Below are 20,109 nucleotides of genomic sequence, written 5' to 3'. Positions count from 1 at the left end.
ATCTAGCGCGTGGCCAGAACCAGATCGGCGGCGCGATCACCCGACCGCACCGATCCCTCGATGGTTGCCGGCAATCCGGTAGCAGTCCAGTCGCCGGCAAGGAACAGGTTTTTTTGCGCCGTCGTGGCCCCCGGACGGAGGGCGTTCTGCTCCGGCGTCGCCTCAAATGTGGCACGGCGCTCGCGCACGATCTGCCAGGGCGGCAGGTCGCCCGACACGCCCGATGCCTTGCAGATGTCCCGCCAGATCGCCTGCGCGAGTTCCTCGCGCGGCATGTCGACCAGGCGGTCGCCGTTGGAGATCGTCACCGACAGCCGCTGCGGGAACGCGAACAGCCATTCCACGAGGCTGCCGACCACGCCGAGAATGGGCGCGGCGTCACGCGGCGGATCGACGCGGAAATGCGCGTTGACGATGGCGCGGAATTTGGTCGGGGTTTTCAGGCCCGGCAGCAAGGTCGCCGCAGCACGCGGCGGCACCGCGAGCACGACGGCATCGTCGGCCGCCAGCTCGATCTTGTCGCCGCCGCCGAAGTCCAGCTCGCTGACGCGATCGCCGGACATGCCAAGCGTACGCAATTCGTGACTGAACTGGACGCTGTGGCCCCTCTCCTGCAACAGCTTCACGGCCGGCTCGATCAGCACGGAGCTGAGGCCGTCGCGCGCGATCAGCGGGCGGCAGGCCTGCCCGCCGGCGAGCAGCGTCTCGCGCACGATGGCGCCGGCAAGCCCGGCCGAGCCCTCCGGTGGATCGACGTTCAGCGCGGCGAGCAGCAGCGGCTGCACCAGGCGGTCATACAGCGTGCCCTTGCAGGGGATGGTGTTGCCAACCAGCGCCGCGGTGCCGGCCCAGGCCAGCGGCGCCAATGCGAGATAGTCGCGCAGGGTCGTGTCCGGGACGCGGCGCGCCTCGTCGAACACCCATAGCGGCAGGCGGGAATCGCCGAGGTCGAGCTGCCAGCGCCGGCCAGAGGCCAGATCGACGAACGGAAACTGCGCGCGCGCGGGCCCGACGAGACCGGCCTCGGTGCCGATCGAACGCGCGTAGCTCAGCGCGTGACGGTTGCCCGACAGCAGCAGGTGATTGCCATTGTCGATGGTGAGATTGGTGGCGGCGTCGAAATAGGACCGGCAGCGGCCGCCAGCCTGCTGCGTCGCCTCGTGAACGGCGACCTTGTAGCCGGCATTGGCGAGCCGCACGGCGGCGGAGAGGCCGGAAATGCCGGCGCCGATGATATGAACGGTCTTTTGCATCAGATGATCGCGTAACGAAGAAGAATGCCGATCTTGGCGGCCTTGGACACACGCACCGGCGCACGCGGCGCGGCGAAGCCGCGCGCGATCAACAGATCGAGGATCGCGCGGTAGTATTTCGACATGATCCGGGGCGCGCGCACGGCGCGGCGCGAATTGCGCTTCATGATCTCGTCGGACTTCTGGAAATGCATCTTGGCGCGCTCGGCCAGCGGCGCGCACACTTTCGGCAGCGCGCGATCGGCGGTGACGCGCGCCGGGTCGTTGTTGGTGATGCCGGCGTGCCAGAGCCATTCGCGCGGCAGATAGAGCCGGCCGAGACCGGCATCCTCGTCGATGTCGCGCAGGATGTTGGTGAGCTGCAGCGCACGGCCGAGGTGATGCGCGAGCTGGATGCCGTCGTCCTCGGGCAGGCCGAACACACGCACCGACAGCCGGCCGACCGCGCTCGCGACGCGATCGCAATAGAGATCGAGCGTCGCAAGATCCGGCGCGCGGATGTCCTGCGGCACGTCCATCTCCATGCCGTCGACGATCGCGAGGAAATCTTCGCGCTTCAGGCCGAACGTCTTGACCGAGGCGACATAGTCCTTCAGCCGCTCCGGCGGGTGCCCGGCATAGAGCGCGTCGATATCGTCGCGCCATTGTTGCAGCGCCGCCAGCCGCTCCGGCCGCGGGCCGTCGGAATCCGCGATGTCGTCGACCTGCCGACAGAAGCTGTAGATCTGGAACATCGCCTCGCGCTGGGCGTGCGGCAGGATGCGCATCGCGGCATAGAACGAGCTGCCCGACGCAGTGCTTCCGTAATTTGCGTTGGCCGCCGCCTCGACGCTCATGCGCCGGCCGCCGTCCTGGAGACCACACGCCGTCCGGTCGCGCGCTGCGCGGTCTCGACTGCGACGCCGCCGAGGCTCTGCAGCAGTAGCTCAACCTTGCTCAAATGCACCCGCTCGCTGAGCGGATCGCGCACCTTCAGCATGTTGACGATCTTGTCGGCGAACGCCTGGATCACGGAGATCTCGAGCCCGAGCCTGAAGTCCTTCACCTCGGCGGCAAGTGATTTGCTTTGCACAAGCAGCGTCTCGGTGCGCACCGCGAGCGCCTGCAGACAGTTGAGCAGGGCCGGCTGTGACTTCGCCTCGCCGAGCATCTCCACCGTCGCGCCTGCGGCGGCGAGCGCATCGCGCGGCAGGTAGACGCGGTTCAGGTTGCGGTAGTCCTTGCCGCAATCCTGCAGATGATTGTTGATCTGCAAGGCGGCGCAGAGCGCATCCGATGCGGCCCAAGTCGAGGTATCCTCGCCATGGACGTCGAGCATGAAGCGCCCGACCGGCATCGCCGAATAACGGCAATAGTCGATCACATCGTCCCAGTTTTCATAACGCTGCTTGGTGACGTCGAGGCGGAACGCCACCAGCACGTCAAGCGCATGCCGCGGCGGCATGCCGCGCTCGGCGAAGGCCCGGCGCAGATTGACCGCCTCGTTCTGGGTCTCGCCATTGCCGAGCAGCTCGGCCTCCATGAGGTCGAGATAGCGCAGCTTTTCCGCAGGCTGCAGCGTGGCGTGATCGGCGATATCGTCGGCGGTGCGGACGAAATTATAGAAGGCCAGGATCAGGGCACGGTGCCGCGGATGAATGATCCACGACGCGACCGGAAAATTCTCGTCGCGGTGGGTCTTTCCGGATCGCAGGTCGCTCGCGGTGGTCATGGGAAATTTGGGCTACACTGGTCATGGCACGACGCAGGCGCGAACCGTCAGCGCATGCGGGGGATTTGCGAGCCCCATATAGGGGAATACGCCACCAAAACCAATGCTATCTGTGACCGCCAGCATATGTGACCGCGGCCGGCATGGCTGCCAGCCTCGGTATTGATGGCGGTCCCTTGAGACCTGAATTCGGTCTTATTGGCCGTGGCTCTTCAGCACCTGCTCACAGGCGGCGCTGATCTTGCTGCGATTCTGCTGCAGGCAGGCGAGAATGGTGAAATCGCCCTGATCGATGACGGAGCGGCAGTGACGCTGCACGTCACGCGTGCAGGCCTTCTGCTCATCGGGTGTACCGCGTCCCTGCTGCTGCTGGGCGACGGCGCTGGACGCGAGCGGGATCGACAACAGGGCAAGTGCCAAGAGAAATTTACGCATCGTATTCCTTCATTTCCGACAGCAGAAAATCTGTTCCCGAAAGCGTTTCGGCATGGCCGGGACGGATTTTGGGGATTGCAGACGCCACGTAACGCGGCAACGGATTGACGACAAGCACTGCTAAATGCGGCTAAATTTACGGCGCTGTAAACCCCCACTTAAGTTATTGATTCACAAAAGCGATTCGCGCCATCACTTTGTCGCGTTTGGCTATTGCAGATGGCACGCACGCAAAGCTAGATGCCGTCATGAGGCCAATCGTTTCTGATTCTGTTCGAAGACGACAGGCATCGTGCGCGTCGCCTTTGTCGTTTGAACCTAACATTCTTGGGTGACACTAAACCTTCGATGCGGCGAGACGCTTTCTTGCAAGGGAGGCGTTGATTTTGATGGGAAATTCACAATGAAACTGTTTGGTTCCAGCCATTATGCTCAGGCCCTCGGAGCTGTGGGCGTCGGCGCCGCACTGATGCTGTCTGCCTCCGCAGTCCATGCGCAGGCCAGCGGTCCGTTCGCCGGTTTTGCCGGCTCGTGGACCGGAACGGGCACGGTGGCGCTGTCCAACGGCACGACCGAACGCATTCGTTGCAAGGCTGACTACAAGGTCGCGCCGTCGGGCATGAACCTGAAGCAATCGCTGCATTGCGCCAGCGACAGCTACAAGTTCGACCTCTCCAGCGACGTCACCAGCCAGGGCGACCGGATCTCCGGCAACTGGAGCGAGGCAAGCCGCAACATCTTCGGCAATTTGCAGGGCACCGCGGGCGGCGGACGGATCGACGTGTTCGTCGAGGCGTCCGGCTTTGCCGCAAACCTGAACCTGCAGACCAACGGCTCCAAGCAGGTGGTGCAGATCGACTCCAAGGGCGAGATCCGCGGCGTCACGATCACGATGACGAAGACCTGACGCTTCCGATCGATTTCGCCGGCGAACAAAAAAGGCCCGGTTCCGAACACCTCGGAACCGGGCCTTCTAATTGTCGACCGATCAGGCCTTTTCGATCGGCGCCGGCTGCCCGCCCCTGCCGCGGAGCTTTTGCGACAGGTTGATCAGGAACATCGAGGTCGGCCGCAGGATGAAGAGGTCCGCGACCAGGGCCGCGACCATCGAGAATGCGCTGAGCCAGCCGAACAGGCGCAGCGACGGCAGATCGGAGAACACGGTGACGACCAGGCCGCAGGCCAGCACCACCGTCGTCAGGATCAGCGCGGGACCGACCAGAACGGTGGCGCGCTCAACCGCAAGCTCCGGCGTGACACCGGGCTTGGTCTCGAGCCGCAGACGATTGAGGAAGTGGATGGTTGCGCTGAGCCCAAGGCCGAACGACACGGTCAGTGCCACCACGCTTGCGAATTGCAGCCCCTCCCCGAGCAGCCACAACACGGTGCCTGACAGCACCACGGGGAAGATGCCCGGCAGGATGCAGGAGAACATCACCACGACCGAGCGGAACGCCAGTCCGATGAAGATCGCGACCAGCGCGAACTCGACGGTCAGGCCGCGGTTGAGCTTCTCGATCATGTTGGCGCTGTTGCGCGCGGCAATCACCGACAGGCCGGTGACGGCGATCTCGTAGCCGGGGTGCTCGGCGCGCACCTTGTCCAGCGAATGATCGAGCTTGTTCACCACCGGAAGCAATTGGCTCGAGTCGAGATCCGGAACCCGGCCCGACACCACCACCGCATCCTGATCCTTCGAGATGAAGCGGCGCACGAGATGCTCGGGGATCACGCCGACATATTCCTTCAGCGTCGCGACATCGTTGCTGCCGGCCTTTTCGGCGAGCCAGCGCCGCAGGGTTTCCAGCGACCAGACATTGCCGACGCCGGCAGAGTCCTCGACCATCGCGTGGACATCGGCGATCGTCTTCAGCGTCTCCGGCGAATAGAGCGACTGACCCTTGGGGAATTCGATCAGCACATCGACCGGATTGGCGCCGGTCAGCTTGGCGTCGAGCCGGCTCGACGCCTCCACTGCCTGCCGCTTGTCCGGCACCTGGTCGGCGAGCCGGTAGCGCGGCTCGAGGTTGGCATAGATGATGCCGAGGCCGCCGACGACGATCAGCGCGAGCAGGCTGAACAGCCCGGGACGACCGACCATGCGCACGGCAATCCAGTAGCAGAAATTGCGCAGCGCCTGCACGCCGGCGTCCGCGCTCTGGAACTTGACCGCAAAGACCTTCTCGTTGCGCACCAGCAGGATGCCGAACACCGGCACCAGCGAGAGCACCGCGACCAGCGCGATGATGGTCGCCGCAAGCCCGGCCTCGCCGAATTTGCGGATCAGGTCGGAGTCCGAGAACTGCAGCGCGATGAAGGAAATGCCGGCCGTGCCGTGCGTCAGCACGCAGGCCGGGCCGACCACCAGCACCGCGTTCTTGAACGCGGTGAACTTGTCCTGCCCGGCGATCAGCCGGTCGCGCGCGGCGAATGTCAGCTGCATCGAGTCGGAGAAGCTGATCACCATGATGAGCGGCGTCATCACATTGAGGAACATGTTGAGATTGAAATTGGCCCATCCGAGGCCGCCCAACGCGAGCAGGATCGCGATCATCGGCGGGAACGCCGCCGCCACCATGAAGGAGATCTTGCGGAAGAAGATGATGGCGATGACGCAGCCGGCGAGGATGCCGAGAATGTTGTAGGTCAGGCCGTCGCGCTCGACCGCGTTGCGGATCTCGAGCTGCATGACCGGCACGCCGGACAGCTGGGCATTGAGCCCGCTGCCGCCGAGATCGTCGGCCATGATCTTCCTGATGTCGCCGACCACCTTGCCGAGCTTGTTGCTGCCGACCACCTCCGGCTCGAGCGACAGCACGACCAGCGCGAGCGTGCCGTCCTCCGACAATAGCTTGCCGCGGATAATCTCGTTGCTTTTGACGGTCTCGACGAACTTGTCGTAGGCCGCGCCCTCGGGGAGCTCGTTCGGGAACAGCGCCGCCGGCAGCTTGCCGGGCTCCGGCGCCTGGCGCGCGGAGAACAGCGACACCAGGCCGCGCACGCCCTCGACGAGCTGCAGGTCAGTGACCATGTCACGGAGCTTGCCGAGATTGTCGCGCTCGAGCAGCGTCTTGCCTTCGACCACGACGAGGACGTCGAACTCGGTCGCCGGGAAGCGCTTGGTCACGGCCTCATACTGCTTGTAGTCCTTGGATTCGGAGCGGAACAATTGCGACAGCGAATCGTCGATCTTGATCCGATGCACGCCGAATACGGCGCCGACCAGCAACAGAACGAGCACGATGCAAGACAGGATCGGCGCCCGCATCGGGATCAGGCCGAGACGCTCGATCCCGAACGCGATGCTGGGGCCCGACCGCGGCTCTTCGACCTTCTCGACGTGGACCTGACTTTCGGAGTTCTTTTCGAGCATGCCCTGTCCAGTTCTGAAAACGGCTCAATCTGTCTAGCTTGGGTCTAGGGGCGCGAATGAGGCGGGTGAGCGCGGCTTTTCGGCGCTAGTCCTTGAAAACACGTGAATATTGACCGGCGCCGGTTTTACCTGTCTGCCCTCTTGCTCGCAAGCGCGAGGGTCGAGCCAAATCAGCGGGGAACCGCTGATCCCCACCATTAAGTATCTGATTTGCCACACCCTGGGAGCGCATTCTGTGATGATCCACCGCCGCTTTCGTCCTTCAACGCGACCCCTGTGATCTGGCGCGCCAGCCCTTCACGCACAAGCCACGCGATCCTGAGAGCGGCTTCCGCATAGCTCAGGCCAGCACGGTGGATGTTGGAGATGCAGTTGCGATCGGCATCGGTGAGGCCGATCCGCGGTGCAAAGGTGAGATAGGCGCCAAGACTGTCGGGCGCGGAAAGGCCGGGCCGTTCGCCGATCAGCATCACCAGCATGCGCGCGCCGAGGATGGCGCCGATCTCGTCACCGAGCGCAACGCGCGCGCCGGATGCCACGATCACTGCGCCGGCATCGATCTTGTCGGCCGCAAGCCGCGGCAGCAGATGCCGGATCAATTCGACGGCGTGCACATTGACCGCCGTCGGCGACAGACCGTCTCCGATCACGATGGCGCAGGAGCACGCGGTGATGCCGCAGCTTTCCAGCGACCGCCGCGATGCGGAATCCAGCATGCGCCCGCGATCCGGCCGGCGCAGATAGTCGCGCCGCTCGTGCGCCTGGCTCGACACCTCGTGCGGTGTGATGCCGAGGCCGGCAAGACCGGCAGCGATGCCGCTGACCTCGAACGTCGCGTGAACGGCGTCGCGCGCGCGGGCGTGGTCGAGCGTGAAGGAGAGCAGCGCATTGGTCGGCAGGCTGGCCCCGGACCGACCGAGACCGACGCGTGCCGGCGTGAGGTCACGCAAATCGGGTAGCGAAGCGGTCGATGGCGCCGGCGGTGTCGTCATGCTGTCATTCGGCCGGAACTGAAGCCTCGCGCAGCCGGATCGAGTAGTTCGAGGCGTTCTGCCGGCCGCTGGAGGCTGCGCGCGCAAATGTGATCAGGTGGTGCGCAACCAGCGTCGCCGAGATCAACCCCTCGATGTCGCCGCGTTTGAGCCGGCCGAGCGCAAACTTCCAGAACACGCGCCTGTAGTCGCCGAGCACGCCGACCTTCCAGAAGATGTTGCGCAGCATGATCAGGCCGCGCCGGATGTTGGCCCAGCTCTTCATCTCCGGACTGACCGGCACCTTGATGCGGTTGGCATAGGTGTAGTTGCATTGATGCAGATAGCGCTCGAACAGCTTCTTCGGCTCGTAGGCGATTTCCATGCATTTGCGCCAGGAACTGACCACGTCCTCGTAGGGCAGCAGGAACTCGACATTGGAGTCGCGGCCGTCGTCATGGACCAGCCGCCCCGCCTTTTCCAGCCGGTCCCACAACGGCGTCTTCGGCAACGCCTGCAGCAGATTGATCGTGAGCAGCGGAATCCGGGACTCCTCGACGAAGGAGATCAGCGCATCACCGGTCTGGGGCTTGTCGGTATCGAGCCCCATGATGATGCCGGAGACGACCTCCATGCCGAAGGAATTGATGGTTCGTACGCCTTCCAGGATCGGAACCATCATGTTCTGATCCTTGTGCATGGCCTTCAGCGCATCGGGATCCGGCGTCTCGATGCCGACGAAGATCGTCACGAAGAAGGCCTCGCGCATCTTCTCCAGTATCTCGGGCCGCTTGGCGATGTTGAGCGTCGCCTCGCAGGCGAGGCGCGTGACATAGCCGGTCCGCTTCTGCCATTCGATCAGATGCGGCAGCAGCTCGCTCGCGGCCTTGCGGTTGCCGATGAAATTGTCGTCGACGAAATACACGGTGTCGGTCGCACCGCATGCGCGCAGCTTGTCGAGCTCCGCGATGATCTGCTGCGGCGACTTCAGCCGCGGATTGCGGCCATAGAGCCCGGGGATGTCACAGAACTCGCACTGATAGGGGCAGCCCGATGAGAACTGGATGCTGCCGAGAAAGTACTTCTTGGTTTCGGCGAGCTCATAGGCCGGCAGCGGGAAATCCGTCATCGGCAGGCGGTCGATGGTCTTCAGCACCACCTGCTGGTCGGGACGGCTGGTGTCATCCGCCAGGCGCCTGATCAGCTCATTGGTCGCATCGCCGAGTTCGCCGACATGAAGGTAGTCGAATGAGGGATAATAGTCCGGGCACGCGCTGACGGACGGCCCGCCGATCGCGACCACGAGATCATGGTCATGCGCGCGGCGGCAGATGTCGTTCATCTGCTGGCGCTGGATGTGCATACCGCTGACGAACACCGCGTCCGCCCACTCGAAATCCTCCGCCGTGGCCGGGCGCAGGTTCTCGTCGACGAAACGGACCTGCCAGTTCTCTGGGAGGTATGCAGCAATCAGCAGCAGGCCCTGCGGCGGCATGAACGCCTTGACGCCGTCGGTCAGGGGGTAGGCGTGCTCGAAGGTCCCGAACGACGACGTATAGCGCGGAAAGACGCAGAGGATACGCCGTGCTGTCTCTATGCCCTCAGCTCTCATCAATCGACCCCGAAGCGTCCGCAAATCTAACCATGGCGTGGAACGCTGGGCCAGAAATTCTTCAACATTGTGGCACTTACCAACGTCACAACGGCGAGATAGTTGCTCTGCAGAATTTTGCTATCCCGTCAGGTCAGGAGCCTGGCGGCGAGGTCAGGCAGCCGCCCCGCATCGGCAACGAGGCGGAAGTCCTGCCCGGCAAGGCCGGCGCGCGCGAGCCAATCGTCGAATTCGGGCGCCCGCTTCAGGCCGAACAGGTCACGGACATAAAGCGCATCGTGAAACGATGTCGACTGATAGTTCAGCATGACGTCATCCGCGCCCGGCACGCCCATGATGAAGTTCACACCTGCGGCGGCGAGCAGCGTCAGGAGATTGTCCATGTCATCCTGATCGGCCTCGGCATGGTTGGTATAGCAAACGTCGATTCCGAGCGGCAGGCCGAGCAGCTTGCCGCAGAAATGATCCTCGAGGCCGGCGCGGATGATTTCCTTGCCGTCGTAGAGGTATTCGGGGCCGATGAAACCGACCACGCTGTTGACGAGCAGCGGATCGAACGCGCGCGCCACCGCATAGGCCCGCGCCTCGCAGGTCTGCTGATCGACCTGGTGATGGGCGTTGGCCGACAGGGCCGAGCCCTGCCCGGTCTCGAAATACATCACATTGTCGCCGACCGTGCCGCGCCGGAGCGACAGCCCGGCTTCCCGTGCCTCGCGCAGCAGCGAGAGGTCGACGCCGAAGCTGCGATTGGCCGCCTCGGTCCCTGCGATCGACTGGAACACGAGATCGACCGGCAGCCCCTGCCCGATCAGTCCGAGCGTGGTCGTGACATGGGTCAGCACGCATCCCTGCGTCGGAATCCCGAGCCGGGTGATAACGTCGTCCAGCAACCGCAGCAGGGTGCCGATGACATTCGGATCGTCGCTCGCCGGATTGATGCCGATGCAGGCATCGCCGGATCCGAGCAGCAGTCCGTCGAGGATCGAGGCGGTGATGCCCTTGGCATCGTCGAAGGGATGGTTGGGCTGCAGCCGTGTGCTCATTCGCCCGCGCAAGCCGACCGTGTTGCGGAAGCGGGTCGTGACCTCGCATTTCTTGGCGACCAGGATCAGGTCCTGGTTGCGCATCAGCTTCGATACCGCCGCAACCATTTCCGGGGTGACGCCGCGTGAAATCCTGCTGATCGCTTCACCGGTCGCGGCATCCGACAGCAGCCAGTCGCGGAAGCCGCCGACGGTAAGCGACGACACCGGCAAAAAGGCGGCGACGTCGTGGCTGTCGAGGATCAGGCGGGTGACCTCGTCGTCCTCGTAGGGGATGACAGGCTCATCGAGGAATTGCTTGAGCGGGACGTCGGCGAGCGCAAGCCGCGCTGCGATCATCTCCGCGGCACTGTCGGCTGCGATGCCGGCCAGCCGGTCGCCCGAGCGCGGCGGCGAGGCCCTGGCAAGCAGGATGCGCAGATCGTCGAATGCGTAGCTGGTGGCGTCGATGGTGTGACGATAGTGCATGGGAAATTCGCGTAGGGCTGGGGCGGCGTAACCTAGCACCTCTTTGCGAAAGTCGTGCCATCGGCTTCGCCCGATGCACCTTGGATGTTGATGAATGACGATGATGGCGGCGCGTCATTCAACACAACCGCCAGTCGCGGGAACCCGGCAGGTTCAAGAGGCTGCATAAGACATTGGGATCATTTAGGGATTTTAACGACTGCAATCGCGCAAAGCCCGCGCGTTAAGAGATTGTCCATGAAGATTTTGCATAAGCTTTAATCGGCCGAAGGTACGCCCCGGCCCCTGGAGTGCCCTCAGTGCCCGCCCCCATCACATCCTCCATCTCCATGTCCCGGCCTCCAATGGCATCCCGATTCTCGCTTGCTGCCAGGCTGTACTCGACGTTTGCGCTGATTGCGGCGCTGACTGCGGCCATCACTTTCCTGTCCGACTACAACGCGCGGCGCAATGCCGAGTTGACCGCCGCCGTCGACCTCGCGAGCCGTGCCGCGCTCAATGTCGAGCGGGTCAATTCGCTGGTCTATGCCGTGGTGATGGAATCCCGCGGCATCTACATGTCGACCGATCCGGCGGCGGTGAAGAAATACAGCGACGGACTGCTGGCGTTCAACGAACGCATCATCGGCGTGGTCAAGAACTGGGAAACCCTGGTGCAGGCTGACGACGCCACCGAGTTCGCGGTCTTCAAGAAGCGCATCGAGCAGTTCATCGATTTCCGCAAGGAGCTGGTTCGTCGCGGCATCGAGATCGGCGGCGCAGCCGGACGCGAATGGGGCGACAACGACGCCAACCGCGACGTACGCAGCGCGCTGAACAAGGACCTCGAGGCGCTCTCAAAAGTCTATGCCGAGCGCAGCAAGAGGCTGGCACGGCAGACCGACACCAACCGCGAGCTGGCACTGCTGCTGACCGGGCTCGGCGCGGCGGCCATGGTCGTGGTGGTGCTCGGCGTGCTGATCATCGCCCGCTCGGTGGCGCGGCCGCTGTCGCAGATCACAACGACCATCAAGCGCGTCGCCGAGGGCGACGACCATGTCGAGGTGCCCCACGCCGAACGCGGCGACGAGATCGGCGCCCTGGCGCGCGCCATCAAGGTGTTCCAGGAGGCGATGGACCGCAATCGCAGCCTGAACGCGCAAGTCCTGCAGGATTCCGAGGCCCGCGACGCACGCGGCCGGCACATCGAGAGCTTCGTCGACGCATTCCGCGGCACCATCGGTGAGGTGCTGCGCGCGGTGCACGACAACGCCGCGACGATGCGGCAGACCGCGCAGACCATCGCGACCGTCGCGGCGGACGCCAATGGCCGGGCGGTTGCGGCGGCAGGCGCGACCGAACAGGCCTTGAGCAACGTCTCCGCGGTGGCGGGCGCGGCCGAAGAGCTCTCCGCCTCGGTCGCGGAGATCGGTCGCCAGGTCAAGCAGTCGTCCGGCGCGGTCGATCACGCCGGTGCGCGCACCGACCGGTCGATCACCGAGATCGAGAGCCTTGCCGCCACCACCCAGCGCATCGACGGCGTGCTGAGCCTGATCCAGGCGATCGCCGAGCAGACCAATTTGCTCGCGCTCAACGCCACCATCGAAGCCGCCCGCGCCGGCGATGCCGGCCGCGGCTTCGCGGTCGTTGCGCACGAGGTCAAGGCGCTCGCCGGACAGACCGCGAAGGCAACCGCCGAGATCAGCGAGAATGTCGGCCTGATCCAGGCCTCGACCCGCAACTCCGTCGCCGCCGTGCGCGAAATCGGCCAGGCGGTGCGCGAGATCAACAACGTCACCGCCAATATCGCAAGCGCGATCGGCCAACAGGACGCGGCGACGCGCGAAATCTCCGCCAATGCGCAGATGGCCGCCCAGGGCAACGAGACCCTGGTGACGAATGTCGGCTCGCTCCGCGACGACATGGACCAGACCAGCAAGGCGGCAGAATCGGTGCTCGCGGCATCGAACGATTTGACCGCGACCGCCGAGACGCTGTCGCGCGAGGTCGAGCAGTTCTTCCGCAATTTGCGCAGCGACGCCGCAGAGGACCTACGGCGGACCGGAACCTGAACGGAACGCGCGATCTGTCGAGGACCCGCGACGGGTCCCGGTCAAGCCGGATGGTTAAAGCTCCCCCAACGCACGCGCATAAATTGCCTGCGCTTCAGGTCGCCTTTCTCAATTTGATGCCCCTATAGAAAACGTCAAAGCGCGGGGGCGCGGGGGAAGCGGGAAGCGAACAATGAACGGGCCTGTGCCAAAGCCGAAGGCGGTGCCGACCAAACGGCTGCTTGCGCTCGGGATCGGCCTCGTTTTGGGCTTTTCGGCGATCTGCGCATCGATCCTCTGGGAGATGGCGGACAAGGACTATCAGCATGCGAAGGAAGGGGCGACCAACCTCGTCGCCTCCATTGCCAGCGAGATCGACCGCAACATCGAGCTCTATGACCTCTCTCTGCAGGCGGTCGCCGACGGCGTCAAGCTGCCGGAGCTCGGCAAGGTCAGCCCGGAACTCCGCCAGGTCGTGCTGTTCGACCGCGCCGCCACGGCCAAGGATCTCGGCTCGATCCTCGTGCTGAATGTCGCGGGAGACGTCACGCTGGATTCCCGGACATTGAAGCCTCGGACGGCAAATTTCGCCGATCGGGACTTCTTCCAGGTGCATCAGACGCGAGCCGACCGCGGACTGTTCATCAGCGCTCCCTGGGTCACGCCGGACGGCGAATATCTGATCAGCCTGAGCCGCCGTATCAGCACGGAGGATGGATCCTTTGCAGGCGTGGTCGCGGGCAGCATGCGGCTCAGCTATTTCCACAACCTGTTTCGCAAGCTGAACTTCGGCCTCGGCGACAGCATGGCGCTGTTCAACACTGACGGCGTCATGCTGATGCGGACACCGTTCGAGATCGGCAAGATCGGGCAGAGCATCAAGGACTCCCAGGTCTTCAAGCAGTATCCGGCGCGGCAATCCGGCTCCTACATGACGAAATCGCTCGTCGATCATGTCAGGCGGCTCTATGTCTTCCAGGCGGTCGGCAACCATCGCCTGATCATCGCCGAGGGTCTCTCGCTCGACGGCATCTATGCCGATTGGTGGCAGCAGGTCTGGCTGATCGGCAGCGTGGTGGCCGCGCTGTGCAGCTTCTCGATCGTCCTGATGTTCTATCTGCTGGCTGCTCTCAAGCGGCGGGCCGCTGCCGAACGCCGGCTCGCGCATCTTGCGAGCACCGACGCGCTGACCGGCCTCGCCAACCGCCGCCGCCTCGATGACACCCTTGAAGCCGAATGGCGGCGCGGCATGCGCGCGAAGTCGCCGGTTTCGCTTCTGATGATCGATGTCGATCATTTCAAAGCCTTCAACGACACCTACGGGCATCAGGCTGGCGACGCCGTACTCGCCACCGTGGGGCGATGCATCGCAGCCAGCGCCAAGCGCGTCACCGATCTCGGCGCGCGCTACGGCGGCGAGGAGTTTTCGGTGTTGCTGCCCGGCATCGGCAAGGCCGGTGCGTTGGAGGTCGCCGAACAGATTCGCGCGAAGCTCGCGGCCGCACGCGAATCCGAGCAGGAGTTACCGACCGTCAGCATCGGGGTGTCCTGCCTCGTGCCCGACCACGAGCGCACGTCGCGCGAACTGCTCAAGGCAGCGGACCTTGCGCTCTATCAAGCCAAGGCAGAAGGCCGCGACCGCGTGATCGTCAGCCCGATCGGATGGGACAAATCGGGCAAGCGGCATGTCGCCTGATCGGCATTCTCGCCGCGCTCCGCTCACTCCACCGGCAACACGTCGACCGCGACGCTGAGCCTCTGCTTGCGCGCACCGACGATGACGCCGTCAACCGGCGAGACGTCGGCGAAGTCGCGGCCGACAACCGCGTGTGTGCGGATGTCGAGACCCGCCTCAATCTTCTCGATGCATCTTTCGCTTGGCAGTCCTGCAAAAAAGTGCCTTAATAAACTTAGCGTTGGGTGAGTGGTTGAAGCCAGCCGATTACGAATCGGCCATACAGGCAACTGTATCGTGGGTTCGAATCCCACCCGCTCCGCCAAAGGGGTTCGGTTCACGCCGGGCCCTTTTGGGGTTTTAGGGCAGCTTTTTGAGGTGAGCCCGTTTGCTGTATTCATGTAACCTCAGCAGTGTGGACAACGCGGGTGCCGTTACGGGGTGGCCGCGACGAGCGGCTCTCTTCTCGCTATAGTGATTTGGGTCCGCCTTCACACCCATCCTACCGCATAAAGGTATCGAGCATGGCTCGATATACTACATCGAGTATGTCAGACCAGTTCGAGTTTGATTTCAACGCGGCGGTTGGTGTCAACGATAATCCTGCCGTTTGGACTCCCCGCGACATTTGGGTCCGGCTCAATCAGCAGGTCATCGAATTCTTGGGAGAGGATCGCAGATTCGAACGCAAAGGCTGTCGAAAGATTTCGATAGACGATCTCGCCACCTACTACAGCACGTTCTCTAATACGCCTGACGGCGGCCTTCTCGTCTACGGCGTGGAGAACGACGGCACAATCGTCGGATGCAACTCGCTCAGCCAAAAGCAAATCAATGATATCGAGTGCTCTCACTTGACGCGATGCCCGCAGGCAAAACCGGAGTTCAAGAAATTTCCGGTCGTCGTCGATGGGAAGCAGGACTATTGCTACGCAATATTCGTCCCATACCTTGGGAAGCTTGTGGAGACCAACAAGGGAGAGGCGTGGATCAGATACGGCGAGAGCCGTTCCAAGATGAGCGAGCAAGAGAAACACGATTTCCGTGCCACGCGCCAAGAGTTGTCGTTTGAGCTCGAAACGGCTCCATACAACTATCCGAGCGATTTTGATCTCCGCATCATTCAAGACTTTTGTGATAATTATCGACAACGAGAAGGGGTCGAATTCTCCAACGATGAGTTGCTGATTGATCGTCGTTTGCTTCGGCGTGAGGACGGCAAGCTAAAGCCACTAAACGGTCTTGTTTTATTGGCTGCCAAAGATCCGGGACTTTCGATACCGGGCTGTCGCCTCCGTATTCAGCGTTTTGCTAGCGAGACAGAGGGGCAAGGCCAATCCTACACCCCTCAGAGGGACCGCACCGTAGAGGGCAACGTCGTAAAAATGCTCCGCGAGGGCGCTGAGATCATCGCTGGCCTCATTTACGACGTTACTTGGCTGAACGACCAAGGAAAATTTGTCACAACGCCAGAATACCCTACCTATGCCTGGTTCGAAGGCGTTGTGAACGCATTGGTCCATCGCTCGTACAACTTCAGCGGCTCAGAGGTCTTTGTGAAGCTCTTTCCCGATCGAATGGAGATCGAAAGTCCGGGAGGATTTGTTCCGCCCGTCAACGAGAAGACAATCTATGAAGTTCGCGCCGCTCGGAATCATCACTTCATGGATGCTCTACGCTTTCTGGGTTATGTGCGGATGGCTCGCGAGGGTACGCGCCGCATACGCGAAAGCATGAAGGAGTATCATCTACCCGAGCCACAATGGAAACAAGAGGCGGTCCACGGCGTAGTTGTACGTGTAACCCTTAGCAACGACCATGCAACCAGAAAACGAGCAACGAACACCGACGTCGCCAACCATTTCGGCGTCGATGTCTGGAAGCGCCTTCAAGATCACGAAATCAAGATTTTGGCGTACGCGTTCCAGAACTCAACGATCCAAGTCTCAGAAGCTTCTCGGCTTACCGGGCGCACTTGGCAAACGAGCAAGAAGGACCTCGATCGTTTGATGCGTGCGGGGCACCTGATATTCTGGCCCGGTGAGTATGCGCGCGATCCCAAGGCTCACTATACCATCGTCAAGAAATAGCGAATGCGTATAAACGCAATCCTAGTCCTCACTCCACCGGCAACACGTCGACCGCGACGCTGAGCCTCTGCTTGCGCGCACCGACGATGACGCCGTCGACCGGCGAGACGTCGGCGAAGTCGCGGCCGATGGCGAGAATGATGTGATCGTTGGCGATCATGAGATCGTTGGTCGGGTCGAACCCGATCCAGCCGAGCTCGCTGCCGCACCAGACCGACACCCAGGCATGGGTTGCGTCCGCGCCCTGCAGCCGCGGCTGCCCGGGCGGCGGAATAGTGCGCAGATAGCCGCTGACATAGGCCGCGGGCAGGCCGAGACCACGCAGCCCGGCGATCATCACATGGGCAAAGTCCTGACAGACGCCGTGGCGCTTCTCGAACACGTCCCGAAGCGGCGTCGAGATGACGGTCGCCTTGGGATCGTATTTGAAGTCACCGCGGATTCGGCGCATCAGGTCGGCAGCGCCGGCGAGGATGCCGCCACCTGGCGCGAAGCTCGCGGAGGCATAGGCGGTCACCGGCCGCAGCACGGGCACCAGCGCACTGGCGAAGACATAGCCGACCGGCGAGGCTGCATCGAGGCTCAGCGCCTCGAACGCGTGATCGCGCACGCTCTCCCAGGGCGGACTGGCGGCGTCACGCGCTCGCGGCTCTCGAGCCACCGCGACCCGCGAGCGGGAATCGATGCGAAGGCTGCGATGCGCGGTCTCGATCAGGACGCTTTCGGTCAGCGTGCCGAAGAAATCGCGCCGTGCGGTGCGTTCCGCCGGCCTGGGGCGGATCTCGACCGAATGGGAAACCAGCTCCTGCCCGTCGCCGCTGAGCGGCTCCAGCCGCAGCGAGCAGCGCGCGAAGCTGACCTGGGTCTCGTAGCTGTAGGTCGTGACGTGGCGGATGTCGTAGATCACGCCAGCCCCGTGAGCTTCTCCGGCCGGCTGGCATTCGGTCCATGCGGGAAGTAATGCAGCCCGACCGCATCGGCGAGGTTGAGCAGATCCTGCTCCAGCGCGAACAGGGTCTTGACGTCGAGGCTCGAGGCTTCGGCCGTCGTCAGCATCGCCTCGACCGAGACCGCGAGCCGCTGCGGCCGCTCGATCAGGCCATGCTCCTTCAGGCTCGGCAGCGCGGCGATATGCTCGTTCAGCGCCGCGACCTGGAATGCGACCGAGCGCGGATTATAGGGATCGAGCACCGCAAGATCGCGCACCGGCGTCAGCAGCGGCTGCACCAGATAGCGCGAGCGATAGGTGATCTGGCAGTCCACCAGCGTGAGCAGGACGTCGAGGTCCTCGTCACCGGCTTCGTCATAGGCGAACTGACGGGCAAAGCGGATGGTGTTGATGGCGCGCTCGGCACGGCGGCCCATCTCGAGGAAGCGCCAGCCGGCGGCGCGGTTCATGTTCTCCTGCGCGAGGCCGGCGAAGCTTGCCAGCTCCTGCAAGGTCAGTTCGGCGGCGCTGACCACGCCGTCATCGTCATGAACCTCGATCGCCAGGCGGTCGGCCATCTCGGTGATGACCTGCCAGGCGTCCGGCGACAGCCGCTCGCGGAGTGACGTCGCGGTACGCTGCGCCGAGCGCACCAGCGACAGCGCCGAGCCGAACTTGTCCTCGCTCTGCAGCGCCTCGAGCGCGACCTTGGCGGGATTGGCGCGCGCGGTCTGCGAGGCCGCGCCCCAGGTCACCAACAGGCGCTGGATACGCTCGGCCGAATGCATCGCCGGCGCGTTGCCGTTCGAATTACCCCGCGCCGGATCGCGTAGCGGCGTGCACAGCGCCCGGATCAGGCGAATGGTGGCCTCGGCGCGCTCGAGATAGCGGCCGAGCCAGAACAGATTGTCGGCGGCGCGGCTCGGCAACACGCCGGCGATGCGGCGGATGCGAACCGTGTCGACCGCCGGCAGCAAGGTCGAGGTCGCAACCGCCTTGTCGGAGACCACCCAGACGTCGGCGGACACCGCGCCATCGCCCATCGACACCGCGCGCGCATCGGCCCGGTCGGCGATCCGGCAGAAGCCGCCGGGCAGCACGGTCCAGCCGTTCGGCGTCGCCGCCGCAAACACCCGCAGCACGAACGGACGCGGCGCGATGCGGCCGTTCTCCCACACCGGCGTGGTGGAAAGGCGCACCAGCTCCTGTCCGACATAATCGATGCCGCGGTGACTGATCGCATCCTTCAGGCGGTCGCGGTCCGCAGCCGACAATTCGCCCGGCAGCACCGGACCATTGCCCGGGAAATCCGCAACGCCGCGGCCATAGGCGCCTTCGATCGCGAACTCGTCGAGCCGCGACAGCACCTGCTCGCGGGCCGACTTCTGACCGCACCACCAGGTTGCGATGTGCGGCATCATCAGGTCTTCAGAGAGCAGGCGCCGGCACAGATTGGGCAGGAAGCCGAGCAGCGCCCTCGCCTCCATCACGCCCGAGCCCGGCATGTTGGCGACCACGACGCCGCTCTTGCGCAGCACTTCGACGAGGCCGGGCACGCCGAGATAGGAGGACGCATCGAGCTCGAGCGGATCGAGCATGTTGGAATCGACCCGGCGCAGCAGCACGTCGAGCCGCTTCAGCCCAGCGACGGTGCGGATGTGGATGCGGTCGCCGGAGACCGCGAGATCGTCGCCCTCGACCAAGAGGAAGCCGAGATAGCGCGCGAGCGTCGCGTGCTCGAAATAGGTCTCGCTGAATGCGCCGGGCGTCAGCAGGCCGATCCGCGGCTCGTCGCGGTCGGCGCTGGCGCGCAGCGAATCGCGGAACGCTTCGAAGAACGGCGCGACGCGCTCGACATTCATCGACTTGTAGAGGTTGGAAAACGCGCGCGACAGCACCAGGCGATTTTCCAGCGCATAGCCCGCACCCGACGGCGCCTGGGTGCGATCGCCGAGCACCCACCAGCGGCCGTCGGGCCCGCGGCCGATATCGGCGGCATAGAGATGCAGATAGCGGCCGCCCGGCGGCTTGATGCCGCTGATCGCGCGCAGATATTCGCTGCTGCCGGCGATCGCGGCCGCCGGGATCGCGCCCTCGGCGACGAGACGGCCGTCGCCGTAAAGATCGGCCAGCACCATTTCCAGAAGCTGCGCGCGTTGCGCGACGCCGGCGGCGAGCTGACGCCAGTCGGCAGCATCGATGATCAGCGGCAGATGGCTGAGCGGCCAGATCCGGTCGGACGTGTCGCCGGGCGCGCGGTAGGTGACGCCGGCCTCGCGCAGATGGCGGTCGGCGGAAGCGAAGCGGCGCTCGATGTCGGCCGGCGACAGCGCAGCGAAGGCATCGAAGAAACGGGCCCAGACCGGCCGTGGCGCGCCGTTCTCGGCGATGTATTCATCGGGAATGCCGGGAAGCCGGACATAGTCGCGGGTCCATTGCGCCATCCGGCGCTGGCCGGGCCGGGCCCTGCTCTCCTGACTACTCCCGCCTTGGCCACCCGGTCCGGTCATTCCACTTCCC

14 protein-coding genes and 1 pseudogene are annotated in these 20,109 nt (G+C 64.0%); 4 read left to right on the top strand and 11 right to left on the bottom strand.

The genetic code is table 11. The annotated features are described in order from the left end of the window. Positions 1 to 2: 2 nt before the first annotated feature. The 4 genes from JQ507_09830 to JQ507_09815 all read right to left on the bottom strand — a co-directional run bounded on the left by JQ507_09830 (position 3) and on the right by JQ507_09815 (position 3,399). Positions 3 to 1,253, bottom strand: coding sequence for an FAD-dependent oxidoreductase (locus JQ507_09830; protein QRI71745.1), 1,251 nt, complete (start codon positions 1,251 to 1,253; stop codon positions 3 to 5). Next, positions 1,253 to 2,089 (bottom strand): presqualene diphosphate synthase HpnD, encoded by an 837-nt coding sequence (hpnD, locus tag JQ507_09825; protein ID QRI71744.1) that lies wholly within the window; start codon positions 2,087 to 2,089, stop codon positions 1,253 to 1,255. Before hpnD ends, JQ507_09830 begins: the two co-directional genes overlap by 1 nt. Further along, positions 2,086 to 2,964, bottom strand: a complete 879-nt coding sequence (gene hpnC, locus JQ507_09820; GenBank protein ID QRI71743.1) for a squalene synthase HpnC — start codon at positions 2,962 to 2,964, stop codon at positions 2,086 to 2,088. Before hpnC ends, hpnD begins: the two co-directional genes overlap by 4 nt. A gap of 195 nt (positions 2,965 to 3,159) precedes the next feature. Beyond that, positions 3,160 to 3,399, bottom strand: coding sequence for a hypothetical protein (locus JQ507_09815; GenBank protein ID QRI71742.1), 240 nt, complete (start codon positions 3,397 to 3,399; stop codon positions 3,160 to 3,162). A gap of 403 nt (positions 3,400 to 3,802) precedes the next feature. On the opposite strand from JQ507_09815, the gene JQ507_09810 reads away from it, so the two are divergent. Continuing rightward, complete coding sequence (locus JQ507_09810; protein QRI71741.1) at positions 3,803 to 4,306, top strand: hypothetical protein; 504 nt, start codon at positions 3,803 to 3,805, stop codon at positions 4,304 to 4,306. An 81-nt stretch (positions 4,307 to 4,387) separates the two neighbouring features. Here the strand turns inward: JQ507_09810 and JQ507_09805 are convergent, their stop codons facing one another. The 4 genes from JQ507_09805 to JQ507_09790 all read right to left on the bottom strand — a co-directional run bounded on the left by JQ507_09805 (position 4,388) and on the right by JQ507_09790 (position 10,866). Beyond that, on the bottom strand, positions 4,388 to 6,772 hold the full coding sequence (locus tag JQ507_09805; protein ID QRI71740.1) for an MMPL family transporter: 2,385 nt from the start codon (positions 6,770 to 6,772) through the stop codon (positions 4,388 to 4,390). 197 nt (positions 6,773 to 6,969) lie between these two features. Beyond that, positions 6,970 to 7,764, bottom strand: a complete 795-nt coding sequence (gene eutC / locus JQ507_09800) for an ethanolamine ammonia-lyase subunit EutC (GenBank protein ID QRI71739.1) — start codon at positions 7,762 to 7,764, stop codon at positions 6,970 to 6,972. A 4-nt stretch (positions 7,765 to 7,768) separates the two neighbouring features. After that, complete coding sequence (locus tag JQ507_09795; protein QRI71738.1) at positions 7,769 to 9,355, bottom strand: B12-binding domain-containing radical SAM protein; 1,587 nt, start codon at positions 9,353 to 9,355, stop codon at positions 7,769 to 7,771. 128 nt (positions 9,356 to 9,483) lie between these two features. Then, positions 9,484 to 10,866 carry an ethanolamine ammonia-lyase subunit EutB gene (locus JQ507_09790; protein QRI71737.1) on the bottom strand — a complete coding sequence of 461 codons (1,383 nt, stop codon included), beginning with the start codon at positions 10,864 to 10,866 and terminating at the stop codon, positions 9,484 to 9,486. Positions 10,867 to 11,210: 344 nt separating this feature from the next. On the opposite strand from JQ507_09790, the gene JQ507_09785 reads away from it, so the two are divergent. Both JQ507_09785 and JQ507_09780 read left to right on the top strand, forming a co-directional pair. Then, positions 11,211 to 12,917: a HAMP domain-containing protein gene (locus JQ507_09785; GenBank protein ID QRI71736.1), complete on the top strand. Its 1,707-nt coding sequence runs from the start codon at positions 11,211 to 11,213 to the stop codon at positions 12,915 to 12,917. A 172-nt stretch (positions 12,918 to 13,089) separates the two neighbouring features. Next, a complete protein-coding gene (locus JQ507_09780; protein QRI71735.1) occupies positions 13,090 to 14,592 on the top strand; it encodes a GGDEF domain-containing protein in 1,503 nt (500 codons plus the stop codon). 23 nt (positions 14,593 to 14,615) lie between these two features. Here JQ507_09780 and JQ507_09775 read toward each other — a convergent pair. Further along, a pseudogene (locus tag JQ507_09775) lies at positions 14,616 to 14,717 on the bottom strand (transglutaminase family protein). 402 nt (positions 14,718 to 15,119) lie between these two features. On the opposite strand from JQ507_09775, the gene JQ507_09770 reads away from it, so the two are divergent. Further along, complete coding sequence (locus tag JQ507_09770; protein QRI71734.1) at positions 15,120 to 16,661, top strand: putative DNA binding domain-containing protein; 1,542 nt, start codon at positions 15,120 to 15,122, stop codon at positions 16,659 to 16,661. 28 nt (positions 16,662 to 16,689) lie between these two features. Here JQ507_09770 and JQ507_09765 read toward each other — a convergent pair whose 3' ends face one another. Further along, on the bottom strand, positions 16,690 to 17,568 hold the full coding sequence (locus tag JQ507_09765) for a transglutaminase family protein (GenBank protein QRI71733.1): 879 nt from the start codon (positions 17,566 to 17,568) through the stop codon (positions 16,690 to 16,692). Beyond that, on the bottom strand, positions 17,565 to 20,099 hold the full coding sequence (locus JQ507_09760; protein QRI71732.1) for a circularly permuted type 2 ATP-grasp protein: 2,535 nt from the start codon (positions 20,097 to 20,099) through the stop codon (positions 17,565 to 17,567). The genes JQ507_09765 and JQ507_09760 overlap by 4 nt, the downstream gene beginning before the upstream one ends. Positions 20,100 to 20,109: the final 10 nt, after the last annotated feature.

Origin of the sequence: Bradyrhizobium sp. PSBB068 (assembly GCA_016839165.1) — a bacterium.
Classification (GTDB): Bacteria; Pseudomonadota; Alphaproteobacteria; order Rhizobiales; family Xanthobacteraceae; genus Bradyrhizobium.
The sequence above is the reverse complement of the archived record's forward strand: the minus strand, read 5'-3'. Positions and strand labels throughout refer to the sequence as shown.

Coding starts and splice junctions, on each gene's coding strand:
- JQ507_09830 (QRI71745.1), bottom strand. CDS start 1,253: ATGCAAAAGACCGTTCATATCATCGGCGCCGGCATTTCCGGCCTCTCC.
- hpnD (QRI71744.1), bottom strand. CDS start 2,089: ATGAGCGTCGAGGCGGCGGCCAACGCAAATTACGGAAGCACTGCGTCG.
- hpnC (QRI71743.1), bottom strand. CDS start 2,964: ATGACCACCGCGAGCGACCTGCGATCCGGAAAGACCCACCGCGACGAG.
- JQ507_09815 (QRI71742.1), bottom strand. CDS start 3,399: ATGCGTAAATTTCTCTTGGCACTTGCCCTGTTGTCGATCCCGCTCGCG.
- JQ507_09810 (QRI71741.1), top strand. CDS start 3,803: ATGAAACTGTTTGGTTCCAGCCATTATGCTCAGGCCCTCGGAGCTGTG.
- JQ507_09805 (QRI71740.1), bottom strand. CDS start 6,772: ATGCTCGAAAAGAACTCCGAAAGTCAGGTCCACGTCGAGAAGGTCGAA.
- eutC (QRI71739.1), bottom strand. CDS start 7,764: ATGACGACACCGCCGGCGCCATCGACCGCTTCGCTACCCGATTTGCGT.
- JQ507_09795 (QRI71738.1), bottom strand. CDS start 9,355: ATGAGAGCTGAGGGCATAGAGACAGCACGGCGTATCCTCTGCGTCTTT.
- JQ507_09790 (QRI71737.1), bottom strand. CDS start 10,866: ATGCACTATCGTCACACCATCGACGCCACCAGCTACGCATTCGACGAT.
- JQ507_09785 (QRI71736.1), top strand. CDS start 11,211: ATGGCATCCCGATTCTCGCTTGCTGCCAGGCTGTACTCGACGTTTGCG.
- JQ507_09780 (QRI71735.1), top strand. CDS start 13,090: ATGAACGGGCCTGTGCCAAAGCCGAAGGCGGTGCCGACCAAACGGCTG.
- JQ507_09770 (QRI71734.1), top strand. CDS start 15,120: ATGTCAGACCAGTTCGAGTTTGATTTCAACGCGGCGGTTGGTGTCAAC.
- JQ507_09760 (QRI71732.1), bottom strand. CDS start 20,099: ATGACCGGACCGGGTGGCCAAGGCGGGAGTAGTCAGGAGAGCAGGGCC.